The 20161-nt window shown below is 72.2% G+C and carries 22 protein-coding genes; 4 read left to right on the forward strand and 18 right to left on the reverse strand.

Translation table 11 applies throughout. From position 1 onward, the window contains the following. Positions 1-154: 154 nt before the first annotated feature. The gene (locus ACZ3IG_RS28880) at positions 155-1354 is read left to right on the forward strand and encodes a TerD family protein (RefSeq protein ID WP_467435750.1); all 1200 of its coding nucleotides are present in this window, start codon (positions 155-157) and stop codon (positions 1352-1354) included. 43 nt (positions 1355-1397) lie between these two features. On the opposite strand, the gene ACZ3IG_RS28885 is transcribed toward ACZ3IG_RS28880, so the two are convergent. After that, on the reverse strand, positions 1398-2843 hold the full coding sequence (locus ACZ3IG_RS28885) for an alkaline phosphatase PhoX (protein WP_467435706.1): 1446 nt from the start codon (positions 2841-2843) through the stop codon (positions 1398-1400). A gap of 301 nt (positions 2844-3144) precedes the next feature. After that, on the reverse strand, positions 3145-4572 hold the full coding sequence (locus tag ACZ3IG_RS28890) for a hypothetical protein (protein ID WP_467435707.1): 1428 nt from the start codon (positions 4570-4572) through the stop codon (positions 3145-3147). A gap of 298 nt (positions 4573-4870) precedes the next feature. Between ACZ3IG_RS28890 and ACZ3IG_RS28895 the strand changes: the two genes are divergently transcribed. Then, positions 4871-6688 (forward strand): endonuclease/exonuclease/phosphatase family protein, encoded by a 1818-nt coding sequence (locus tag ACZ3IG_RS28895; protein WP_467435709.1) that lies wholly within the window; start codon positions 4871-4873, stop codon positions 6686-6688. Between the two features lie 3 nt (positions 6689-6691). Here ACZ3IG_RS28895 and ACZ3IG_RS28900 read toward each other — a convergent pair whose 3' ends face one another. After that, on the reverse strand, positions 6692-7396 hold the full coding sequence (locus tag ACZ3IG_RS28900; RefSeq protein WP_467435710.1) for an antibiotic biosynthesis monooxygenase: 705 nt from the start codon (positions 7394-7396) through the stop codon (positions 6692-6694). Positions 7397-7488: 92 nt separating this feature from the next. Next, entirely contained in the window at positions 7489-7872 is a 384-nt protein-coding gene (locus tag ACZ3IG_RS28905; RefSeq protein ID WP_467435712.1) for a DUF3618 domain-containing protein, read from the reverse strand. A 168-nt stretch (positions 7873-8040) separates the two neighbouring features. On the opposite strand from ACZ3IG_RS28905, the gene dapA reads away from it, so the two are divergent. Next, the gene (dapA, locus tag ACZ3IG_RS28910; protein ID WP_467435713.1) at positions 8041-8943 is read left to right on the forward strand and encodes a 4-hydroxy-tetrahydrodipicolinate synthase; all 903 of its coding nucleotides are present in this window, start codon (positions 8041-8043) and stop codon (positions 8941-8943) included. Here the strand turns inward: dapA and ACZ3IG_RS28915 are convergent. The 4 genes from ACZ3IG_RS28915 to ACZ3IG_RS28930 form a co-directional block, all read right to left on the reverse strand. After that, positions 8933-10141: a WD40 repeat domain-containing protein gene (locus ACZ3IG_RS28915; protein WP_467435714.1), complete on the reverse strand. Its 1209-nt coding sequence runs from the start codon at positions 10139-10141 to the stop codon at positions 8933-8935. The genes dapA and ACZ3IG_RS28915 overlap by 11 nt on opposite strands. Further along, a complete protein-coding gene (locus ACZ3IG_RS28920; protein WP_467435716.1) occupies positions 10138-10692 on the reverse strand; it encodes a SigE family RNA polymerase sigma factor in 555 nt (184 codons plus the stop codon). The genes ACZ3IG_RS28915 and ACZ3IG_RS28920 overlap by 4 nt, the downstream gene beginning before the upstream one ends. 133 nt (positions 10693-10825) lie before the next feature. Next, entirely contained in the window at positions 10826-11050 is a 225-nt protein-coding gene (locus tag ACZ3IG_RS28925; protein ID WP_467435717.1) for a hypothetical protein, read from the reverse strand. A 78-nt stretch (positions 11051-11128) separates the two neighbouring features. Next, entirely contained in the window at positions 11129-11578 is a 450-nt protein-coding gene (locus tag ACZ3IG_RS28930; protein WP_467435718.1) for an ATP-binding protein, read from the reverse strand. Between the two features lie 181 nt (positions 11579-11759). Between ACZ3IG_RS28930 and ACZ3IG_RS28935 the strand changes: the two genes are divergently transcribed. Further along, on the forward strand, positions 11760-12539 hold the full coding sequence (locus ACZ3IG_RS28935; RefSeq protein ID WP_467435720.1) for a GntR family transcriptional regulator: 780 nt from the start codon (positions 11760-11762) through the stop codon (positions 12537-12539). An 83-nt stretch (positions 12540-12622) separates the two neighbouring features. Here the strand turns inward: ACZ3IG_RS28935 and dapD are convergent, their stop codons facing one another. The 10 genes from dapD to sufD form a co-directional block, all read right to left on the reverse strand. After that, the gene (dapD, locus tag ACZ3IG_RS28940) at positions 12623-13612 is read right to left on the reverse strand and encodes a 2,3,4,5-tetrahydropyridine-2,6-dicarboxylate N-succinyltransferase (RefSeq protein WP_467435721.1); all 990 of its coding nucleotides are present in this window, start codon (positions 13610-13612) and stop codon (positions 12623-12625) included. Positions 13613-13719: 107 nt separating this feature from the next. Continuing rightward, the gene (locus ACZ3IG_RS28945) at positions 13720-14274 is read right to left on the reverse strand and encodes a TetR/AcrR family transcriptional regulator (protein ID WP_467435722.1); all 555 of its coding nucleotides are present in this window, start codon (positions 14272-14274) and stop codon (positions 13720-13722) included. Continuing rightward, positions 14274-14594, reverse strand: coding sequence for a DMT family transporter (locus ACZ3IG_RS28950; protein ID WP_467435723.1), 321 nt, complete (start codon positions 14592-14594; stop codon positions 14274-14276). The genes ACZ3IG_RS28945 and ACZ3IG_RS28950 overlap by 1 nt, the downstream gene beginning before the upstream one ends. A gap of 50 nt (positions 14595-14644) precedes the next feature. Next, positions 14645-15649, reverse strand: a complete 1005-nt coding sequence (locus ACZ3IG_RS28955; protein WP_467435724.1) for a sulfotransferase family protein — start codon at positions 15647-15649, stop codon at positions 14645-14647. A gap of 117 nt (positions 15650-15766) precedes the next feature. Further along, positions 15767-16099 carry a metal-sulfur cluster assembly factor gene (locus ACZ3IG_RS28960; RefSeq protein ID WP_215165559.1) on the reverse strand — a complete coding sequence of 111 codons (333 nt, stop codon included), beginning with the start codon at positions 16097-16099 and terminating at the stop codon, positions 15767-15769. Continuing rightward, complete coding sequence (gene sufU, locus ACZ3IG_RS28965; protein WP_467435726.1) at positions 16096-16569, reverse strand: Fe-S cluster assembly sulfur transfer protein SufU; 474 nt, start codon at positions 16567-16569, stop codon at positions 16096-16098. The genes ACZ3IG_RS28960 and sufU overlap by 4 nt, the downstream gene beginning before the upstream one ends. Before the next feature lie 11 nt (positions 16570-16580). Beyond that, the gene (locus ACZ3IG_RS28970) at positions 16581-17837 is read right to left on the reverse strand and encodes a cysteine desulfurase (protein WP_467435727.1); all 1257 of its coding nucleotides are present in this window, start codon (positions 17835-17837) and stop codon (positions 16581-16583) included. Continuing rightward, complete coding sequence (gene sufC / locus ACZ3IG_RS28975; protein WP_467435728.1) at positions 17834-18598, reverse strand: Fe-S cluster assembly ATPase SufC; 765 nt, start codon at positions 18596-18598, stop codon at positions 17834-17836. The genes ACZ3IG_RS28970 and sufC overlap by 4 nt, the downstream gene beginning before the upstream one ends. Before the next feature lie 7 nt (positions 18599-18605). Further along, positions 18606-18923, reverse strand: coding sequence for a non-heme iron oxygenase ferredoxin subunit (locus tag ACZ3IG_RS28980; RefSeq protein WP_467435730.1), 318 nt, complete (start codon positions 18921-18923; stop codon positions 18606-18608). Further along, complete coding sequence (gene sufD, locus ACZ3IG_RS28985) at positions 18920-20146, reverse strand: Fe-S cluster assembly protein SufD (protein WP_467435731.1); 1227 nt, start codon at positions 20144-20146, stop codon at positions 18920-18922. The genes ACZ3IG_RS28980 and sufD overlap by 4 nt, the downstream gene beginning before the upstream one ends. Positions 20147-20161: the final 15 nt, after the last annotated feature.

The following is a 20161-nucleotide window of genomic DNA, read 5'->3' on the forward strand; positions in this document are numbered from 1 at the left end:
ACGAGACCGTTCAGGCCGAAGCGGGTATCCGGGGGCGGCAGCCCCCGGGGACGGGAAGGGCAGGGGCGGCGGGGGCGAAAATCCATGGTCGGCCGATCAGCCCACGGTAAGGGAACGGCAAAACGTCCCCGCTCGTTCACCCGGCATGACAGCTATGACCCCCGGCTCGAACATCCCCCTGTCCGCCGCCCGCGTGACGGTGGACGTCGCCGCGCCCGTGCGCCTCGACGTATCGGGCCTGCTGCTCACCGCCGACGGCAAGGTGCGCTCCGACGACGACTTCATCTTCTACAACCAGCCCACCGGGCCGGGCGTGACCTACCGCTCCGGCGGCGGCACCGCCCCGGACGCGATCACGATCGACACCACCGCCATCCCCCCGGGCATCGAGAAGATCGTCGTCACCGCCAGCCCGGACGCCGCGGGCCAGACCTTCCAGGGCATCGAGCCCACGGCCACCATCCGCAGCGCCGATGACAGCGCCGTCCTGGCCACCTTCACGCCCCCGCGGCTCGGCAGCGAGACGGCCCTGGTGATCGTCGAGGTCTACCTGCGGGGCGGCGCCTGGAAGGCCCGCGCGGTCGGCCAGGGCTACGCCAACGGCCTGGCCGGCATCGCCACCGACTTCGGCGTCTCGGTGGAGGAGCCGGCCGCGCCCGCCGCCCAGCCGGTCACGCCGCCCCCGGCCCCGGCCGCCGTACAGCCCCCGCCGGCCGCCACCCCCGCCGCCCCGCCGGCGCCGCCCGCCGCGCCCGCGGCCCCCGCTCCCGGGGCCGGGAAGATCAACCTGGACAAGGGCCGCGTCAGCCTCCAGAAGAACCAGACCGTCTCCCTGGTCAAGGGCGGCCGCCCGGTCCTCTCCCAGGTCAAGATGGGCCTCGGCTGGGAGCCGGCGTACCGCGGCAAGGACATCGACCTGGACGCCTCGGTCATCGCCTACGGCCCGCAGCGCAACCACATCGACAGCTGCTACTTCGGCAAGCTGTCCATCGTGGGCGGCGCCATCAAGCACTCCGGTGACAACCTCACCGGCGAGGGCGGCGGCGACGACGAGGTGATCGTCGTCGACCTCGGCCGGCTCCCGCAGGAGGTCACCGGCCTGGTCTTCACGGTCAACTCCTTCTCCGGGCAGAAGTTCACCGAGGTCGCCAAGGCGTACTGCCGCCTGCTGGACGCCGCGACCGGCGAGGAGCTGGTCCGCTTCGACCTCACCACCGCCGAGCCGCAGACCGGCGTGATGATGGCCAAGCTGATCCGGCAGTTCTCCGGGGAGTGGGACATGACGGCGATGGGCGAGTTCGTCAAGTCCCGCACGGTCCGCGGGATGGTCAAGCCCGCCGCCAAGGCGCTGTGACCGCGGACGGCCCGGGCCCGGCAGGGGACCCGGGCCGTCCCGCTCAGCGCCGCTTCTGCCGCTTCCAGGGCCCGGTGATCGCGAGCATGACGCCGGGTGTCTGGATGTTCGCGTAGAGGGTGCGTCCGTCGGGCGAGAAGGTGACACCGGTCATCTCGCTGTACTCGGGCTCCTCCGCGGTCCCGATGTTCAGCTCGTTGCGGGCGATGGGGTACGTCCGTCCGCTGTCGGTGGCGCCGAACAGGTGCTGCACGCCGTCGCCGTCCTCGGCGATGACCAGACCGCCGTACGGGGAGACGGTGATGTTGTCCGGGCCGTCGAAGGCGCCCTCCGCCTCCGGGTCGGGGTTGACGCCGAGCAGCACCTTCAGAGTGAGGGTGCGGCGCTTGGGATCGTAGAACCAGACCTGGCCGTCGTGCGGCTTGCCGGGGCTCTCGTCGCGGGCGAAGGACGAGACGACGTAGGCGCCGCCGTCCGCCCACCACATGCCCTCCAGCTTGCGGGCGCGGGTGACCTGGCCGTCGGTGAACTGCTTGCGCACGGAGACGGTCGTCGCGTCACGGTCGGGGACCTCGACCCAGTCGACGCCGTACACGGTGCCGGTCCTCGTCGCGCGGGAGAGGTCGTCGACGAACTTGCCGCCGGAGTCGAAGCACTTGAACGCCTCCAGCCGCCCGGCGTCGTCGGCGAGGGTGCGGAGCTTGCCCCGCCCGTGCCGGAAGCCCTCCGGCGGGGTCCAGCGGTAGAACAGGCCGTTGGGACCGGAGGCGTCCTCGGTGAGGTAGGCGTGGCCGCGCTTGGGGTCGATGACGACGGCCTCGTGGGCGTACCGGCCCAGCGCCTTGACCGGCTTCGGGTCGCGGTTGGCGCGGCGGTCGGCGGGGTCGACCTCGAAGACGTAGCCGTGGTCCTTGGTCATGCCGTTGGACCCGGCCTTGTCCTCGGTCTCCTCGCAGGTCAGCCAGGTGTTCCAGGAGGTGGCGCCGCCCGCGCAGTTGGTGGCGGTGCCGGCGATGCCGACCCACTCGGCGACCTCGCCGCCGGGGCGGACCTCGACGACGGTGCAGCCGCCGGAGGCCGCCGGGTCGTAGACGAGGCCCTCGGTGAGCGGGACGGGGTGCGGCCAGTTGGCGCGGGGGCCGCCCAGTTCGTGGTTGTTGACCAGCAGGGTGGTGCCGCGCGGACCGTCGAAGGTGGCGGTGCCGTCGTGGTTGGAGGGGGTGTACTCGCCCGACTCCAGCTTGGTCCGGCCGCTGTAGGTGATGACCCGGTAGGAGAAGCCGGCGGGCAGCGCGAGGATGCCGTCCGGGTCGGGGAGCAGCGGCCCGTAGCCGACCCCGCCGTGCCCGTGCTCGTCGTCCGTGCCCTCGGTCTCCGTGGACGCCAGGGCGTTCGGGGCGGTGGCGAGGGCGCCGACGCTGCCCGCCAGCGCGACCCCGGCGCCGGTGAGCGCGGAGCGGGTGGCGAAGTCCCTGCGGGTGAGCGACATGGTGTGTCTCCTGTGACGGTGGGCGTGCCAGGAAGGGGGGTGGCGCTGCGCGGTGCGGCGCCACCGTCCCGCTCACCCCTTAACGGAGGCTGAACTCCGTACGACACCCCGTTCCCCGCTTGTGTGAATCCGCCCGGCGGCGCGTCACGAGGCCACCGCCGGCCGTCATCCCCGGACGGTCGCGCGGCGCCGGCCCCGTCCTCCCCCGGGCGGTCGCCGGCCGTCCTCCCCCGAGCGGTCACCGGCCGTCCTCCCCCGGGCGGTCACCGGCCGTCGTCAGCCGAGCGGTCGCCGGCCGTCGTCAGCCGTGCTGCGACCGTGCCTTGAACGCCGCCTTGCGGGCCTCCTTGGCGATCTTCTTGTCGGGGTGCAGCCGTCCCATCGCCTCCAGCACGTCGGCGGTGGCGGGGTGGTCGACCCGCCAGGCGGTGGCGAAGAAGCCGCTGTGCTGCGCGGCCAGCCCCTCCACCAGGGCGCGCAGTTCCTCGGAGTTGCCCTCGGCGGCGAGCTGCGCGGCCACCGTGTCGACGGTCAGCCAGAAGACCATGGACTCCGGCGGCGGCGGAACGTCGCGGGCCCCGTGCTCGGCCAGCCACACCCGGGCCAGCCCGCCCAGCTCCGCGTCGTCGAGGACCTCGCGCAGCGCGGGCTCGGCGTCGGCGCCGACCAGGGCCAGCGCCTGCTGGCAGCGCAGCCGGCGCAGCGGCGCCCCGGCGTCCGCGCCGCGCGCCGCCGCCAGCAGTTCCCGGGCGGCGGGCAGCGGCTCGCGGCGGGCCAGCCAGCCCTCGGTCTCGGCGTGCGCGGCGGCCGGCGGGAAGGCGGCCGTGCCGTCGAGCAGGGTGTCGGCGCCCTTGTCGGCGAGTTCACCGACGGCCGGGGCGGTGAACCCGGCCTCCAGCAGCCGGGCGCGCAGCCCGTACAGGCCGAGCGGGGTCAGCCGCACCATGCCGTAGCGGGAGACGTCGGTGTCGTCGACGGGCGCGGCGGGCTCCTCGTCGCCCTCGGCCATCAGCGCCTCGTCGACCGGCTGGTAGGTGACCAGCCCGATCGGCTCCAGCAGCCGGAACTGGTCGTCCAGCCGCATCATCGCGTCGGAGACCTGCTGCAGCACGTCGTTGGTGGGCTCGCCCATGCCGCTGGGGACGAGGACGGAGGCGGCGAGCGCGGGCAGCGGCACCGGGGTGTCGCCGGGCGCGTCCTCACCGACGGTGAGCAGGTACAGGTTGCCGAGCACCCCGTCGAGGAACTCCGCCTCGGCCTCGGGGTCCCAGTCCAGGGAGGAGAGGTCCAGCTCGCCCTCGCCCTCGGCCATCGCGTCGACCAGGGCACCGAGGTCGGGCGCGCTCGCGTCGGCGAGGACGGTCTCCAGGGCGGCGAGCCACACGCCGAGCACGTCCTGCGGGGAGCCGCCGGTGAGCAGCGCCAGTTCCTCGCCCGCCGTGACGGTGCCCTCGTCCTCGTCGACGATCTCGACCAGCCCGGCGTCCAGGGCGACCCGCCACGCCTCGCTCGCGTCCGCCGCCGCGTCGCCGCCGCTGAGCCCGAGCGCCTCGGCCGCCGCCCCGAGCTGCTCCTCGGCCAGCTCTCCCCCGGCCTCCACCCGGGTGTCCGGCCCGGCCCAGCGGGCGAGCCGGACGGCCCGGGAGAGCAGCGGGGCGGAGAGCGCGTCGCGGGCCAGCTCCGCTTCGGGGTGGAGCCGCGCGGGCGGCAGGGTGGAGCTGTCTGACATGGGCTGTTTCTCCTCGCGCGCCTCGACGGCCGTACGGCCACCTGGACGCCGTACGGCTCAGCCGCTCAGCCTAGACGGGTTTGGACCCATGCCGCCCGGTTCATCTCCCCGCCGGCTGCCGTACATGGCCGAAACCTTGACAAGGACCTTGGCCGCACAGGAGATTGACGCGCGTAGAAACAGGGGGGCACGCGTGTTCACGCGGGCAGGCACGCTCCCCTCCCGATGCTTCACGCCCCACGATTCCCACGCTTCCCACGTTTCCCGGCGTTCGATGTCACGCCCCCGGAGGGACCCCATGCCGAGCAAGTCGTCCGCGCGCCTCGCCGCGCTCACCGTCGCCGCCGTCTGCTCAGCGGCGTCCACCGTCGTCCTCGTCCCGTCCGCGCACGCGGCCCCGGTGCGCGTCCACGACGTCCAGGGCACGACGAGGCTCTCCCCGTACGCCGGCCGGCAGGTCACCGACGTGGCCGGAATCGTCACCGGCACCCGCGCCTACGGCTCCTCCAAGGGCTTCTGGATCCAGGACCCGTCCCCGGACGCCGACCCGGCCACCAGCGAAGGCATATTCGTCTTCACCAGCTCCGCCCCGAAGGTCGCCGTCGGCGACGCGGTCACCGTCTCCGGCACGGTCTCCGAGTACGTCCCCGGCGGCACCTCCTCCGGCAACCAGTCGCTGACCGAGATCACCCGTCCCACGGTCACCGTCGTCTCGTCCGGCAACACGGTCCCGGCCGCGACCCGGATCACCGCCCGCTCGGTGCCGCGCGCCTACACCCCCGAGGCCGACGGCGGCTCGGTCAACACCCTGCCGCTGCGCCCCTCCCGCTACGCCCTGGACTACTACGAGTCCCTGGAGGGCATGAACGTCCAGGTCTCCGACGCCCGCGTCACCGGTGCCACCGACCCGTACACCGAGCTGTGGGTGACGGTGAAGCCCAAGGAGAACCCGAGCGCGGGCGGCGGCACGGTCTACGGTTCCTACGACTCCCAGAACACCGGCCGGCTGCAGATCCAGTCCCTGGGCGCGGTCGCCGACTTCCCCGACGCGACCGTGGGCGACACCCTCGCGGGCACCACGGCGGGCCCGCTGGACTACAACCAGTACGGCGGCTACACCCTCGTGGCCAACCGGCTCGGGACCCTGCGCGACGGCGGCACGGAGCGCGAGACCACCCGCGCCCAGCAGCGCGACGAGCTGGCGGTGGCGACGTACAACGTCGAGAACCTCGACCCGTCCGACGACACCTTCGCCGCGCACGCGGAGGCGATCACGCACAACCTCGCCTCGCCCGACATCGTGTCCCTGGAGGAGATCCAGGACAACAACGGCGCCGTGAACGACGGCACGGTCGCCGCCGACCTGACGATGGCGAAGCTGATCGACGCGATCGTGGCGGCGGGCGGCCCGCGCTACGACTGGCGCTCGGTCGACCCGGCCGACGGTGCGGACGGCGGCGAGCCCGGCGGCAACATCCGCCAGGCGTTCCTGTTCAACCCCGAGCGGGTCTCCTTCACCGACCGCGCGGGCGGCGACGCGACGACGGCCACGGAGGTGACGAAGGTCCGCGGGAAGGCGGCGCTCACCCTCTCCCCCGGCCGCGTCGACCCGTCCGACGCCGCCTGGGAGAACAGCCGCAAGCCCCTCGCGGGCGAGTTCGTCTTCCGCGGCAGGACGGTCTTCGTCATCGCCAACCACTTCGCCTCCAAGGGCGGCGACCAGGGGCTGACCAGCCAGTACCAGCCCCCGACGCGCGGCTCCGAGACGCAGCGCCACCTCCAGGCCACGGCCGTCAACGCCTTCGTCAAGGACATCCTCGCCACCCAGAAGAACGCCGACGTCGTCACCCTCGGCGACATCAACGACTTCGAGTTCTCCACCACCACCCGGCTCCTGGAGGACGGCGGGGCCCTGTGGTCGGCGGTCAGGTCGCTGCCGCGCGACGAGCGCTACTCGTACGTCTACCAGGGCAACAGCCAGGTCCTGGACCAGATCCTGATCAGCCCGTCGATCCGGCGCGGCGGGCACTTCCGTTACGACAGCGTGCACGTCAACGCCGAGTTCCACGACCAGATCAGCGACCACGACCCGCAGGTGCTGCGGTTCCGTCCGTAGCGGTCAGCCGGGCACGAGGCCGAGGGCGTGGTCGTAGCGCCGGACCGTGCTGCTCTTCAGGCCGGGCCAGTTCTGGACCCGCTCCCACAAGGGTGTCGCCGAGCCGATGCCGTCGCCCGGTGCGGCGAGGGCATCGGCGTGTGCCTCGGCACTGGTCCACTCGGCGTAGTTGAGGACCCGGGTGCCGTCGGTGCTGAGGTGGAAGTGGGCGGAGATGCCCCCGGGGTGGGGCTCCGGCTCGCTCGCCAGCGCCTCGAAGACGGCGTCGACCCAGGCGCGCTGCCGCCGTGGGTCGGGCCCCTCGAACTCCACCTCGACGATCACGACGCAGCCCGGGACGGTCCCCGGGCCCTCCGCACGGGCGCCGCTGCGGTAGTGGCGGTACCGCCCGAGCCCCAGCCGCTCGATCCCCGGCACGGCGGTGTCGATCTCGTCGACCCGCTCCTGCCGGTGCGTCTTGACGAACGCCTCGTACGCCTGCTCGCTCGCCCACTGCGCATGGTGCAGCAGGGTCTCACCGTCATGTCCGGTGTAGACGTGGTAACTCCGCAGGCCGTCGGCGGGCCACGGGCGCCGCTCCCAGGTCCGGGCGATCGCCTCCACCGCCTGCCGCTGCCGCTCGGGCGTGCCCACCCGCCAGGTGCTGAAGAAGGGTGCCCCGGCGTCCGGACGGGTGAGATCGGGGTGGCTGTCGGTACGGCGGGTCATGCCGGCCTCCGTCGAGTGGGTGAGCGTCGCGTGCGGTCACCACTCTCCGACCTGAACCTGACTTGAGGTCAAGGAAGGCCGTCGGGGCCGCGTCAGCGGCGTACGCCGCCCCGCCGCCACAGCACCCCGACGGCGACGACCGCCCCCACCACCGCGCCGGCGATCAGTACCGCACGCGGCTGCCGCAGCCCCGTCCGCACCGGTTCCGGCACACCGTGGCCGGCCCGGCCGGCCCGGTCCCGCGCGATGTCCCCGGCCCGTGCGGCGCTGCTGCGCAGTTGCACGGTCAGCGCACCGGCCCTGTCCCGCAGATCGGCGGCGCGTGCCGTCGCCCGCCCCTTCACGTCCGCCCGGCCCGCCAGCTCCCCGACGGTGTCACCGAGCCGCTCGCGGACCTCCTCGATCTGACGCCGCAACTCGTCGGGCCCCTTGGCCCCGGCCATCGCCGTACCGCTGCCGCCCCTCGACCTCGTCATCCGTACGCCCTCCCTGAGCATGCTCCGTTCCTGACGGCCCCGGGTACCCGGCTCCGCCGCCCGCTACGCACGCGCGGGCGGCCGTGCGCGACGTTTCAATGCTGCTTACCGGAATTCGACAGGGATATTAAGTGGAGCTGCACACTCCACCGGCCGACACTTCCCTCCATGACGACCACCACCCCTCCCTTCGGCCGCGCCCTGTGCGCCATGGTCACGCCCTTCACCGACTCCGGCGCCCTCGACCTCGACGGCGCCCGCCGCCTCGCCGGCCACCTGGTCGCACGAGGCTGCGACGGCCTGGTCCTGTCGGGAACGACGGGCGAGTCCCCCACCACCACGGACACCGAGAAGACCGAGCTGATCTCGGCGGTACGGGAGGCGGTGGGCGACCGGGCGACGATCGTGGCCGGGGTGGGCAGCGCCGACACCCGCCACACCGCGGCCCTGGCCCGCGCGGCCCAGCGCGCCGGCGCGGACGGCCTGCTGGTGGTCACGCCGTACTACAGCAGGCCGCCGCAGGACGCGCTGGAGGCCCACTTCCGCGAGGTCGCCGACGCGTCGGACCTCCCGGTCATGCTCTACGACATCCCGGCCCGCACCGGCACCCGCATCGCGCCCGGCACACTGCTCCGCCTCGCCGGCCACCCGCGGATCGTCGCCGTGAAGGACTGCGCGTACGACCTCCTCGCCACCCAACGGGTGCTGTCCCGCACCGACTTGGCGTACTACACCGGCTGCGACGAGTACGCCCTCGCGCTGTACGCGACAGGCGGCACCGGCTACGTCAGCACGGTGGCGAACGCGATCCCGGACCACATGCGCGCGATCCTGGACGCCCACGACGCGGGCCGCACGGCCGAGGCGGCCCGGCTCCAACTGCGGGCGAGCGAGCTGATCGAGACGATGATGGCCGCGGGCCTGCCCGGAACGGTCACCGCCAAGACGCTCCTCACCCACCTCGGCCTCCCCGCGGGCCCGGCCCGCCCACCCCTGCGCCCCGCCGGCCGGGAGGCGGCCGACGGGCTGCGGGCGGCGTACGAACGCCTGACCGCGGACGTCACCGGGTGACGAACACGGGCTCCCACTCCTGACGGTCGAAGTCGTCGTCCGGCACACGGGTACCGGACAGCTGGGTCACCTCGTCACTCCCGAGAGTGACCAGGACCAGCCGTGGCCGGTACTCCGCCACTCCCGGCGCCCGCTCCCAGGCGATGAGCCGGCGGTCGTCCACCCAGGCGAGCAGGGTGGCACCGCGCACCTTGGTGACCTCCTCACCGGTCCGCGGGTCCCGGATCGACGACCACGACGTGTCCTTCCGCTCCTTGGCCAACCCGAGCGCGGCGAGCCGTCCGTCCGGGGAGAGCCGGGCGGGTACGTCGGAGCGCAGATACCGCTCGTCGGCGGGGGCGGCGGTCTTCGCTCCGCTCAGGTCGTAGAACTGCTGGAGTCCGTCCCGCTCACCGACGACCCGCGAGTAGACCAGCTGTCCGGTGCGGGAGAAGGCGAAGTCCTCGCGCGCGTTGACGTCACGGCCGGCCGGTACGGCGCTCCAGGTGCTCTCGTCGGTGACGACGTCGAGGACGAGGAACCCGGTACGGCTCGTCCCGCCGAACTTGGACACCCACGCCTCGCCGCCGCCCTCGGCGGCCTGGACCCGTACCCGCAGGTCGGGGTTCTCGTCGTAGGTCGTCGCGACGATCCGGCCGCCGTCCCGGGAGTAGGCGAGGCCGCCGACCCCGTGGCCCGCCTTCACCCACCGGTCGATGTCTCCGGTGGTGAGGTCGAGGATGCCGATGCGGTCGGCCGGCAGGTCGCGTTCCAGGACGGCCGCCGTCCGCATCCCGGGCGCGACGGCGACGTACGACCACCGGTCGTCCTTCTCGTATCGTCCCGTGGCCGGGTCGAGCAGCCAGTAGGTGCGCCGGTTGACGCCCTCGCCGGCGGTCCGCTCGACGGTCTCGGCCGTGTAGTAGGCGGCCAGGGCCACGTCCCCGGCGGCGATCAGGTCGCGGGGCGGTGACTGGTCGGGGTGCGCGCTGATCCCGTTCCCGGCCGCCGGGGGCTCGTCCCGGCCGGAGTCCACCGAGGGCACCCCCACGGCGATCGCGGCCACGGTGGCGACGACGGCGGCCACGGACGCCAGCCCCCGCACCCTGCGCCGGCGCCGTCGGACCGCGAGCACCCGGTCGGCGAACCCGGGCTCCACCGCCCGCTGCCCGGCGGCCTGTTCCCGCAACGTGTCCCGCACCAGGCTCTCGACGTTCACGAACGCACCTCCAGGGGCGAGGGCTTGCGGACCGGTCGCGGCTCCGCCGGGCCCAGGGCGGCCAGTTCGGGAGCGACGGCCCGCAGCCGGGCCAGCGACCGATGGGTGGTGGACCGTACGGTCCCGACGGAACACCCCAGCAGCCGGGCGACGTCGGCCTCGGGAAGATCCTCGAAGTAGCGGAGCACCAGCACCGTGCGCTGCCGCGCGGTCAGCCGGGCGAGCGCCCCGCGTATGACGAGCCGCAGGTCGGCGGCGGCCACGGCGTCGGTGCCGTCCGCACGGGTCTCGGGCGGCAGGTCGACGCTCACCTCCCGCCTCGGCCACTTCAGCCGCCAGCGGCTCACCTGCTGCCGGTACAGGACCTGCCGGACGTACGCCTCGGGCTCCTCGACCCGGTGCCAGCGTCCCGCCACCTTGATCAGCGCGTTCTGCAGCAGGTCCTCGCCCGCGTGCCGGTCGCCGCCGCTCAGCAGGACGGCGGTCTTCAGCAGCGCGGCCGACCGGTTCGCCACGAACTCGCGGAAACTCTCCTCGGCCTGCGCATCCATCGTCACCTTCTCGTGCCCCCGGGCGGACCCGCTGTCCGGCCCCCGTGCCCCTGGTGACGCGTGCGCCCACCCGCCACTATGCCTGCGCGCCGGAACCCGTGTGACGGCCCCGGCGCGCAGCGGCAGACGTACGTCACTGCCAGCGGTAGCCGTCCCCGAACAGCAGCGTGTGCTCCAGCACGTCCTCCATCGGGTCGTCGACCTGCCCGACGTTCACCAGCCCGATCCGGGGCCCGTTGTGCGAGTCGGTGTTGGTCTCGTCGGCGTGCGCGGCGCCCGCCGGAAGCCAGCAGACCGCGGCCACGGCCCCCGCCCCGGTCACCCAACGCGCCACAGCCCTCGCCCGCTCGTTCCTCATACCAGGACCTCGTTTCGTCGGTTCGGCGTCTGATCGGACTGAGCGTCCACGTGTTCATCTGCCGAACCAGGGGCGAGGTCACGGTCGGAAAACCGGGCGCCACGCATCAGCCATGACAAAGGACACGACCGTCCCACCGAATCCACTGGGACCGGAACGCCAGGAATCGGCAAGGGAGTCGACCAGAAGAAGCCCCCGTCCGTGTACGTCGTCGGCGTCCGGCCGCCGGAGGCACACACTCGCCGGGACGCCCGGACTGTGCACATCCACACGCAGCGAGACCGCCTCCCGGAACCACTCGACCCGGACGACCCACTTGTCCTCCGACCGCCCGTGGAGAACCGCGTTGGTCACCAGTTCCGAGATCATCAGCACGCAGTCGTCGACCGAGCAGAGCGGACGACAGGGCGTGATGCATCTCCGGAACCAGCTCCGTGCTCGCGCCACGGACTCCGGCACCGGGGGCAAAGCCATCATCCCGAGTCGCGGCGACTCCTCACAGGGGTACCGGTCGATCACGAAGCCCATCCGCACTCACTCCTCAGCCACCCCGACACATCTCTAGACATGTCTAGCTTCCAGGAGATCTCTAGAGATGTCAATCAGGCGGCCTCGGGCCGTGGCAGCAGGAGCGCGCACGACTACACCCAGCAAGCGAGGCCCCGACCTATGGCCTAGGGTGTCTAGAGAAGCGAGGAGGGTTCCGGACATGGCCACTACCGACGAGGACCGTCGGCCCAAGTACCAGCGGATCGCGGACTCCCTGCGCGAGGCGATCCAGTCGGGCGACTACGGCCCCGGTGACCGGCTTCCGGGCGAGAACGACCTCATGGCCACGTACGGCGTGGCCCGCATGACGGCCCGCCAGGCACTGAGCGTCCTGCGGGACGAAGGCATCGCCGAGGCCCGCAAGGGCGCCGGCGTGTTCGTCCGCGCCTTCCGCCCGCTCCGTCGCCGGGGCATCGACCGACTGGCTTCCGGCCAGTGGGGCGACGGCCGTTCCGTCTGGTCGGCGGACATCGAGAACCGGGCGCTGGAGGTCGACCGGATCACCGTGTCCGAGGAGTCGGCGCCCGACCGCGTCAGCACGGTACTGGACCTGCCCAGCGACACGATGGTGTGCGTGAGGCGCCGACGTTACGTTCTGGACGGCAAGCCGGTCCTGCTGGCGACGAGCTACCTGCCTCTCCCCCTGGTCGCCGGCTCCGCCATCACCCAGCAGGACACCGGTCCGGGCGGGACCTACGCCAGGCTCGCCGAACTCGGCCACGAGCCGGTGCACTTCCGCGAGGAAGTCCGCTCCCGCATGCCGTCGCAGCACGAAGCCGCACAGCTCAGCATGGCCGCAGGCACCCCGGTCCTCCTCGTCTGCCGCACCGCCTTCACGGACGAGGGGCAAGCCGTAGAACTGAACGAAATGACGTTGGACGCGGCGTCCTACGTCCTGGAGTACGACTTCGACGCGAGCCCACAACGCCGGGATTCCTGACGCACGAGCGCCCTTCCGGGCCGCCCTCGGACCACGGAAGGGCGCTCATCAGGACGGCGAGCACAAGCCGCCGTCCCGCATCATCAGTTGTGGCTGTGCAGCACGTCGTTCAGTCCGCCCCACACCGCGTTGTTCGGCCGCGCCTCCACCGTGCCCGTCACCGAGTTGCGGCGGAAGAGGATGTTGGACGCGCCGGAGAGGTCGCGGGCCTTGACGACCTCGCCGTCGGGCATGGTGACGCGCGTGCCGGCGGTGACGTAGAGGCCGGCCTCGACCACGCACTCGTCGCCCAGGGCGATGCCGACGCCCGCCTCGGCGCCGATCAGGCAGCGCTCGCCGATGGAGATGATGACGTTGCCGCCGCCGGACAGCGTGCCCATCGTGGAGGCGCCGCCGCCGATGTCCGAGCCGTCGCCGATGACGACGCCGGCGGAGATGCGGCCCTCGACCATCGACGTGCCCAGCGTGCCCGCGTTGAAGTTGACGAAGCCCTCGTGCATGACCGTGGTGCCCTCGGCGAGGTGCGCGCCCAGGCGGACGCGGTCGGCGTCGGCGATGCGCACGCCCTTGGGGGCGACGTAGTCCGTCATGCGGGGGAACTTGTCGACCGAGGTGACCTGGAGGTGCAGGCCCTCCGCGCGGGCGTTCAGCCGGACCTTCTCCAGGTCGTCCACGGCGACCGGACCCAGCGAGGTCCAGGCGACGTTGGCGAGGTGGGCGAAGATGCCGTCCAGACTCTGGCCGTGCGGCTTGACCAGGCGGTGGGAGAGCAGGTGGAGGCGCAGGTAGACGTCGTGCGCGTCGATCGGCTTCTCGTCCAGGGAGGCGATGACCGTGCGGACCGCGACCACCTCGACGCCCCGGCGGGTGTCCGGTCCGACGGCGGCGGTGGCGCCGCCGCCGAGGAGTTCGGCGGCCTGTTCGGCGGTGAGGCGCTCGGTGCCGGACGGGCCGGGCCCGTCGACCAGTTCGGGGGCGGGGAACCAGGTGTCGAGAACGGTGCCGTCGGCGGCGACGGTGGCCAGGCCGGCGGCCACGGCACCGGTGGTGCGGGGAGCAGTCGTGTCGGTCATGGGGGAAACCTAACCGGCGGGGCCCGCCGAGGGCGAACCAGCCCGCTGGTACGTCTCACCTGCCGGTCGCCGCGGGGCGGGCACCCGGCCCGGCGCCCGCGGGTACCTCACCCGCCGGTCGCCGTCCGGCCCAGTACCCGTCCCAGCACCTCGCGCGCGTACCCCTCGTCGTACGCCGTCCCCGTCAGCAGCACCTGCAGGCAGATCCCGTCCATCAGCGCGACCACCGCCCGCGCGGTCACCGGGTCGACGCGGCGGGCGAGCACCTCCGCCACCCCGTCCGCCCACTCCGCCGCGACCGGCCGCAGGGCGGGCCGGCGCAGCGCGGCCAGATACAGCTCGTACTCCAGTTCCACGCCGGTACGGTCGCCGGCCAGCCACTCCCCCAGCACCCGGGCGAGTTCCCCGGCCAGGTCGGCGGCCGGGTCGGCGAGGGCCGGATGGGCCGCCATCACCTCGGCGAAGCCCTCGTTCGCCTGCCGCAACGCGGCCACCAGCAGTTCGTCGAGCGTCGCGAAGTGGTACGTCGTCGAACCCAGCGGTACGTCCGCCTCCGCGGCGACCGTGCGGTGGCTGAGCGCCGCGATGCCGCCCCGGCCCACGACCCGGATCGCCGCGTCGATGATCCGCTGCCGGCGGCCGGGGTCGTGGCGGCGGGGCATCAGTGCGCCCCGCCCAGGTTCAGCACCACCACTCCTACGATGATCAGCGCGATCCCGGCGGCCTTGGCGGCGGTCATGCCCTCGCCCATGAAGAGGACGCCGATCGTGGCGATGGCGGCCGTGCCGAGGCCGGACCAGATGGCGTACGCCGTGCCCACGGACAGCGTCTTCAGGGTCTGGGCCAGCAGGGTGAAGGAGATGACGTAACCGGCCACCGTGAGCAGGCTCGGCACCAGTCTGCTGAACCCCTCGCTGTACTTCATCGCGGTGGTGCCGGCGACCTCCGCGGCGATGGCGCCGACGAGCAGCAGGTATCCCATGCGGACGAGCGTACACAGGAGTCGTGTACGGGCGTACACATAACGGTTGATCAGCTGCCGGTGACCAGATGTCCGGGCGGCAGCTCCGCGACCGGGCCCCGCTCCCTCAGCCGTGTCCACCGGTCACGCAGCCGCCGCCTGGCGTGGGCCGCGCGGCGCAGTGCCGACACCCGGCGGTGGCGGAGCAGTTCGCCGGGGGCGGGGCGGGCCGCGCCGCTCGGCTCGTAGCCGGCCCGCGTCAGCCGGTCGCCGAGGGCGGCCTCGCACAGGCGGATCTGGTCGAGGGTGAGCCGCTGCCGCCAGGTGCCCGAGCGGGAGGCGTCCAGCGCGCCGTGGGTGTTGCGGTGCCAGGTCTTGCGGGCGGGCACGGCGACCTCCGCGAGCCGGTGCGGCTCGGTCATCGACGGGTCGTACTCCTCGCCCAGGTAGCCGCACAGTCCCCGCAGGGCCGGTTCGGGGTCGGTGAGGAGGTCCTCGTAGCGCAGTTCGTGCCAGCCGCCCGGGCCCAGGCGGCGGGCGTGGCGGCGGGTGGTGTCCATGACCTGGGCCCAGGTGGCGACCGCCTCGTGGAACCCGGCGTGCCACCACGGCATCCGCAGCAGCGAGGCCACGCAGTCCCGTCCGTCGCGCACCAGGTGGACGAACTGCGCGTCGGGGAAGAGCCGCAGGATCTCCGGGACGTGCAGGGCGTACGCCGGGCGCTTGTCGCCCCAGCGGGTCTTGCCGTGCTGCTCGGCGTAGGCCCGCAGCACGGTGCCCAGCGCCGAGCCGAGGGTCGGCGGTCCGTCGGTGATGCGGGACGCCACGGTCGCCGCGTCGAGCCCCAGCTCGTGGAAGCGGGTCTCCTCGCGCCCGGTGATCCACTGGGCCAGCCCGGCCCGGTTGCCGCGGTCGCGCAGGTCGCCGAAGGCCGGCCGGCGCTCGTAGGCCGGGAGCACGAAGCGGTTCTCCGGCGGCAGCGCGATCCTCGGGTGGGCGTGCAGCATCAGCTGGAGCAGGGTGGTGCCGGAGCGGGGGCAGCCGAGCAGGAAGACGGGGCGGGTGGAAGCGTTCACCGGCCCACGCTGCCGCGCGGGTCTGAGCGGAGGCTGAGAGCGGGGGGAGAAAGGGATGTGAAACGGCGACGGCCCCCGGCGGGTGGCGCCGGGGGCCGTCGTACGGCGAGGGGTGGCTCAGACGTTGAAGCCGAGCGCGCGCAGCTGCTCCCGGCCGTCGTCCGTGATCTTGTCCGGGCCCCACGGCGGCATCCAGACCCAGTTGATGCGCAGCTCGCTGACGAGGCCGTCCGTGGCGGACTTGGCCTGGTCCTCGATGACGTCGGTCAGCGGACAGGCCGCCGAGGTCAGGGTCATGTCGACGGTCGCGATGTTGGCGTCGTCGACGTGGATGCCGTAGATCAGGCCCAGGTTGACGACGTCGATGCCCAGCTCGGGGTCGACGACGTCCATCAGGGCCTCGCGCAGCTCCTCCTCGGAAGCCGGCTTCATCTCAACGGTCTCGGTCATGCCGTCTTCCTTTCGGCGTCGGTGCCGGCGCCGTCCAGCGCCTGGGCCGTCGCGTCCTTCCACGCCATCCAGCTCAGGAGGGCGCACTTGACCCGGGCCGGGTACTTCGACACCCCGGCGAACGCGACGGCGTCCTCCAGGACGTCCTCCATCGCGTCGTCGGGCTCGATCTTGCCCTTGGACTGCATCAGCTCCAGGAAGGTCTCCTGGATCTTCTGCGCCTGGCCGAGGTCCTTGCCGACGAGCAGGTCGTTCAGTACGGACGCCGACGCCTGGCTGATGGAACAGCCCTGCCCCTCGTACGAGACGTCCTCGATCGTCGTGCCGTCGTACTTCACTCGGAGGGTGATCTCGTCGCCGCACGTCGGGTTCACGTGGTGAACCTCGGCGTCGCCATCGCGCAGACCACGCCCGTGCGGGTTCTTGTAGTGGTCCAGGATGACTTCCTGGTACATGGAGTCCAGCTTCACGCCTCAGCCCCTCATCCGAAGAAGTTCCGTACGTGCTCCAAGCCGTCGACCAGGGCGTCGATCTCGGCCGGCGAGGAGTACAGATAGAACGACGCTCGCGTGGTCGCAGGAATTCCGTAGCGGAGGCAGACGGGCCGGGCGCAGTGGTGGCCGACCCGGACCGCGATGCCCTGCTCGTCGAGGACCTGTCCCACGTCGTGCGGGTGGATGTCACCCAGCGTGAAGGAGATCGCGGCGCCGCGCTCCTCCGACGACGTCGGGCCGATTATGCGGAGGTCCGGGACCTCCATCAGCCGCTTGACCGCGTAGTCGGTCAGGGCGTGCTCATGGGCGAGGATCTTGTCCATGCCGATCGCCGACAGGTAGTCGATCGCCGCGCCGAGGCCGACCGCCTGGGCGACCGGGGGCGTGCCCGCCTCGAACTTGTGCGGGGCGGGCGCGTAGGTCGACGAGTGCATCGACACCGTCTCGATCATCTCGCCGCCGCCGAGGAACGGGGGCAGGTCCTCCAGGAGTTCCTGGCGGCCCCACAGGACGCCGATGCCGGTCGGGGCGCACATCTTGTGGCCGGTGAAGGCCACGAAGTCGGCCTGGAGGGCCTGGACGTCCAGCGGCATGTGCGGCGCGGCCTGGGAGGCGTCGATGCACACCAGCGCGCCGACCTCCTGGGCGCGGCGGACGATCGCCTCGACCGGGTTCTGGGTGCCCAGGATGTTGGAGACCAGCACGAAGGAGACGATCTTCGTCTTCTCGGTGATGATCTCCTCGATGTTCGACAGGTCGAGGCGGCCGTCGTCGGTCAGGCCGAACCAGCGGAGCTTCGCGCCGGTGCGCTGCGCGAGCAGCTGCCACGGCACGATGTTGGAGTGGTGCTCCATCTCCGTGATGACGATCTCGGTGTCGGAGTCCACGCGGTAGGGCTCGTCGGCCCAGCCCAGCATGTTCGCCACGAGGTTGAGCGACTCCGAGGCGTTCTTGGTGAAGACCACCTCGTCGCGGGAGGGCGCGTTGATGAACTCCGCGACCTTGTCGCGCGCGCCCTCGTACAGCGCCGTGGCCTCCTCGGCGAGGACGTGCACGCCACGGTGGACGTTGGCGTTGTAGCTCTCGTAGTACTCGCTGAGAGCGTCGAGCACCTGACGCGGCTTCTGCGAGGTGGCCGCGTTGTCCAGGTAGACGAGCTTGCGTCCGTCGTGGACCCGGCGGTCCAGGATCGGGAAGTCCTTGCGGATCGCCTCGGTGTCGAGGAGGCCCGGCAGCTGTGTCACGCGGATACGCCACCCTTCGTGTATGCCTCGTAGCCCTCTTCCTCCAGCTTGTCGGCGAGTTCGGCGCCGCCGGACTCCACGATGCGGCCGTTGGAGAAGACATGGACGAAGTCGGGCTTGATGTAGCGCAGGATGCGCGTGTAGTGCGTGATCAGCAGGGTGCCGACCTCGCCGGACTCGCGGACGCGGTTGACGCCCTCGGACACGATGCGCAGCGCGTCGACGTCGAGGCCGGAGTCGGTCTCGTCGAGGATCGCGACCTTCGGCTTGAGCAGCTCCAGCTGGAGGATCTCGTGGCGCTTCTTCTCACCGCCGGAGAAGCCCTCGTTGACGTTGCGCTCGGCGAAGGCGGGGTCCATGTTGAGGCGCTCCATGGCCTCCTTGACCTCCTTCACCCAGGTGCGCAGCTTGGGGGCCTCGCCGCGGATGGCGGTGGCGGAGGTGCGCAGGAAGTTGGAGACGGAGACGCCGGGGACCTCGACCGGGTACTGCATGGCGAGGAAGAGGCCGGCGCGGGCGCGCTCGTCGACGGACATCTCGATGACGTCCTCGCCGTCGAGGGTGACGGTGCCGCCGGTGATCGTGTACTTGGGGTGACCCGCGAGGGAGTAGGCGAGGGTCGACTTGCCGGAGCCGTTGGGGCCCATGATGGCGTGCGTCTCGCCCTGCTTCACGGTCAGGTCGACACCCTTGAGGATCTCCTTCGTGGCGTTGTCGGCCTCGACGGTGACGTGCAGGTCTCGGATTTCAAGCGTTGCCATGGGTGCCTCAGGACTCCTGGGTGAGGGAGACGAGCACGTCGTCCCCTTCGATCTTTACGGGGTAAACGGGGACGGGGCGCGTCGCCGGAAGACTGTCGGGCTTGCCGGAGCGCAGGTCGAAGCGCGAGCCGTGCAGCCAGCACTCGATGTGGCAGTCGTCGACCTCGCCCTCGGCCAGGGAGACGTTCGCGTGCGAGCAGATGTCGTTGACCGCGAACACCTCGCCCTCCGTGCGGACGACGGCGACCGGCGTGCCGTCGAGTTCCACCCTTTTCGGGGTGTCCTCCTCCAGCTCGCCCAGCCCACAAGCGCGTACGTAGGTCATGCGACCGACGCCTCCAGCTCCTGCTCGATCTTGCCGATCAGGCGCTCCTCGATGTCCGGGACACCGATCTGCTGGACCAGTTCGGCGAAGAAGCCGCGGACCACCAGACGGCGGGCGTCCAGCTCGGGGATGCCGCGGGCCATCAGGTAGAAGAGCTGCTCGTCGTCGAAGCGGCCGGTGGCGCTGGCGTGGCCGGCGCCGACGATCTCGCCGGTCTCGATCTCCAGGTTGGGGACCGAGTCCACGCGGGCGCCGTCGGTGAGGACGAGGTTGCGGTTCATCTCGTAGGTGTCGGTGCCCTCGGCCTTGGCCTCGATGAGCACGTCGCCGATCCAGACCGCGTGCGCGTCGTCGCCCTGGAGCGCGCCCTTGTAGACGACGTTGGACTTGCAGTGCGGCACGTTGTGGTCGACCAGGAGGCGGTGCTCCTGGTGCTGGCCCTGGTCGGTGAAGTAGAGGCCGAACAGCTCGGCCTCGCCGCCGGGGCCGGCGTAGGCGACGCGCGGGTGCAGGCGGACGACGTCGCCGCCGAAGGTGACGACGACCGACTTGAAGGAGGCGTCACGGCCGACCAGCGCGTTGTGCTGGGCGACGTGGACGGCCTTGTCGTCCCAGTCCTGGACGGAGACGACGGTCAGCTTGGCGCCGTCGCCGAGGACGTAGTCGACGTTGGCGGCGAGCACCGCGTCACCCGTGTGGTCGATGACGACCACGGCTTCGGCGAACGCGCCCAGCTCGATCACCTGGTGGGCGTAGGCGACCCCGCCCTGGCCGTGCACGGCGATGCGGACCGGCTCGGTGAGCACCGTCTCCTTGGGGACGGTGATGACCGAGGCCTGCTCGAACGCCGAGTACGCCTGGGCCGCGATCCGGTCCACCGGGGTGCCGGCCTTGCCGAGCCGCGCGTCGTCCCGGCCGACGGTCTCGACGACGACGCCCTCCGGGGCGTCGATGTCGGCCTTGACACCGTCGCCGGAGGCGGTCGCGGTGCCGTCGTGCAGGCCGCGCAGCCGCTCCAGCGGGGTGAACCGCCACTCCTCCTCCCGGCCGTGCGGGACCGGGAAGTCGGCCACGTCGAAGGACGGGGGCGCGCTCATGCGGGTGGCGACGGTCGAGTCGGCCTCGGCGGCCACCGCGATCGCACCGGCGGTCGTGGAACCGACCGATGGGGGTCCCCCCGCTCGAGCGGAGCCGAGAGTGGGGGAGTTCTGAGCCTCAGCCATGGCTGTCGTAGTGCT

Source organism: Streptomyces sp. NPDC016677 (assembly GCF_055562815.1).

Coding starts and splice junctions, on each gene's coding strand:
- ACZ3IG_RS28880 (WP_467435750.1), top strand. CDS start 155: ATGACCCCCGGCTCGAACATCCCCCTGTCCGCCGCCCGCGTGACGGTG.
- ACZ3IG_RS28885 (WP_467435706.1), bottom strand. CDS start 2,843: ATGTCGCTCACCCGCAGGGACTTCGCCACCCGCTCCGCGCTCACCGGC.
- ACZ3IG_RS28890 (WP_467435707.1), bottom strand. CDS start 4,572: ATGTCAGACAGCTCCACCCTGCCGCCCGCGCGGCTCCACCCCGAAGCG.
- ACZ3IG_RS28895 (WP_467435709.1), top strand. CDS start 4,871: ATGCCGAGCAAGTCGTCCGCGCGCCTCGCCGCGCTCACCGTCGCCGCC.
- ACZ3IG_RS28900 (WP_467435710.1), bottom strand. CDS start 7,396: ATGACCCGCCGTACCGACAGCCACCCCGATCTCACCCGTCCGGACGCC.
- ACZ3IG_RS28905 (WP_467435712.1), bottom strand. CDS start 7,872: ATGACGAGGTCGAGGGGCGGCAGCGGTACGGCGATGGCCGGGGCCAAG.
- dapA (WP_467435713.1), top strand. CDS start 8,041: ATGACGACCACCACCCCTCCCTTCGGCCGCGCCCTGTGCGCCATGGTC.
- ACZ3IG_RS28920 (WP_467435716.1), bottom strand. CDS start 10,692: ATGGATGCGCAGGCCGAGGAGAGTTTCCGCGAGTTCGTGGCGAACCGG.
- ACZ3IG_RS28925 (WP_467435717.1), bottom strand. CDS start 11,050: ATGAGGAACGAGCGGGCGAGGGCTGTGGCGCGTTGGGTGACCGGGGCG.
- ACZ3IG_RS28930 (WP_467435718.1), bottom strand. CDS start 11,578: ATGGGCTTCGTGATCGACCGGTACCCCTGTGAGGAGTCGCCGCGACTC.
- ACZ3IG_RS28935 (WP_467435720.1), top strand. CDS start 11,760: ATGGCCACTACCGACGAGGACCGTCGGCCCAAGTACCAGCGGATCGCG.
- dapD (WP_467435721.1), bottom strand. CDS start 13,612: ATGACCGACACGACTGCTCCCCGCACCACCGGTGCCGTGGCCGCCGGC.
- ACZ3IG_RS28945 (WP_467435722.1), bottom strand. CDS start 14,274: ATGCCCCGCCGCCACGACCCCGGCCGCCGGCAGCGGATCATCGACGCG.
- ACZ3IG_RS28950 (WP_467435723.1), bottom strand. CDS start 14,594: ATGGGATACCTGCTGCTCGTCGGCGCCATCGCCGCGGAGGTCGCCGGC.
- ACZ3IG_RS28960 (WP_215165559.1), bottom strand. CDS start 16,099: ATGACCGAGACCGTTGAGATGAAGCCGGCTTCCGAGGAGGAGCTGCGC.
- sufC (WP_467435728.1), bottom strand. CDS start 18,598: ATGGCAACGCTTGAAATCCGAGACCTGCACGTCACCGTCGAGGCCGAC.
- ACZ3IG_RS28980 (WP_467435730.1), bottom strand. CDS start 18,923: ATGACCTACGTACGCGCTTGTGGGCTGGGCGAGCTGGAGGAGGACACC.
- sufD (WP_467435731.1), bottom strand. CDS start 20,146: ATGGCTGAGGCTCAGAACTCCCCCACTCTCGGCTCCGCTCGAGCGGGG.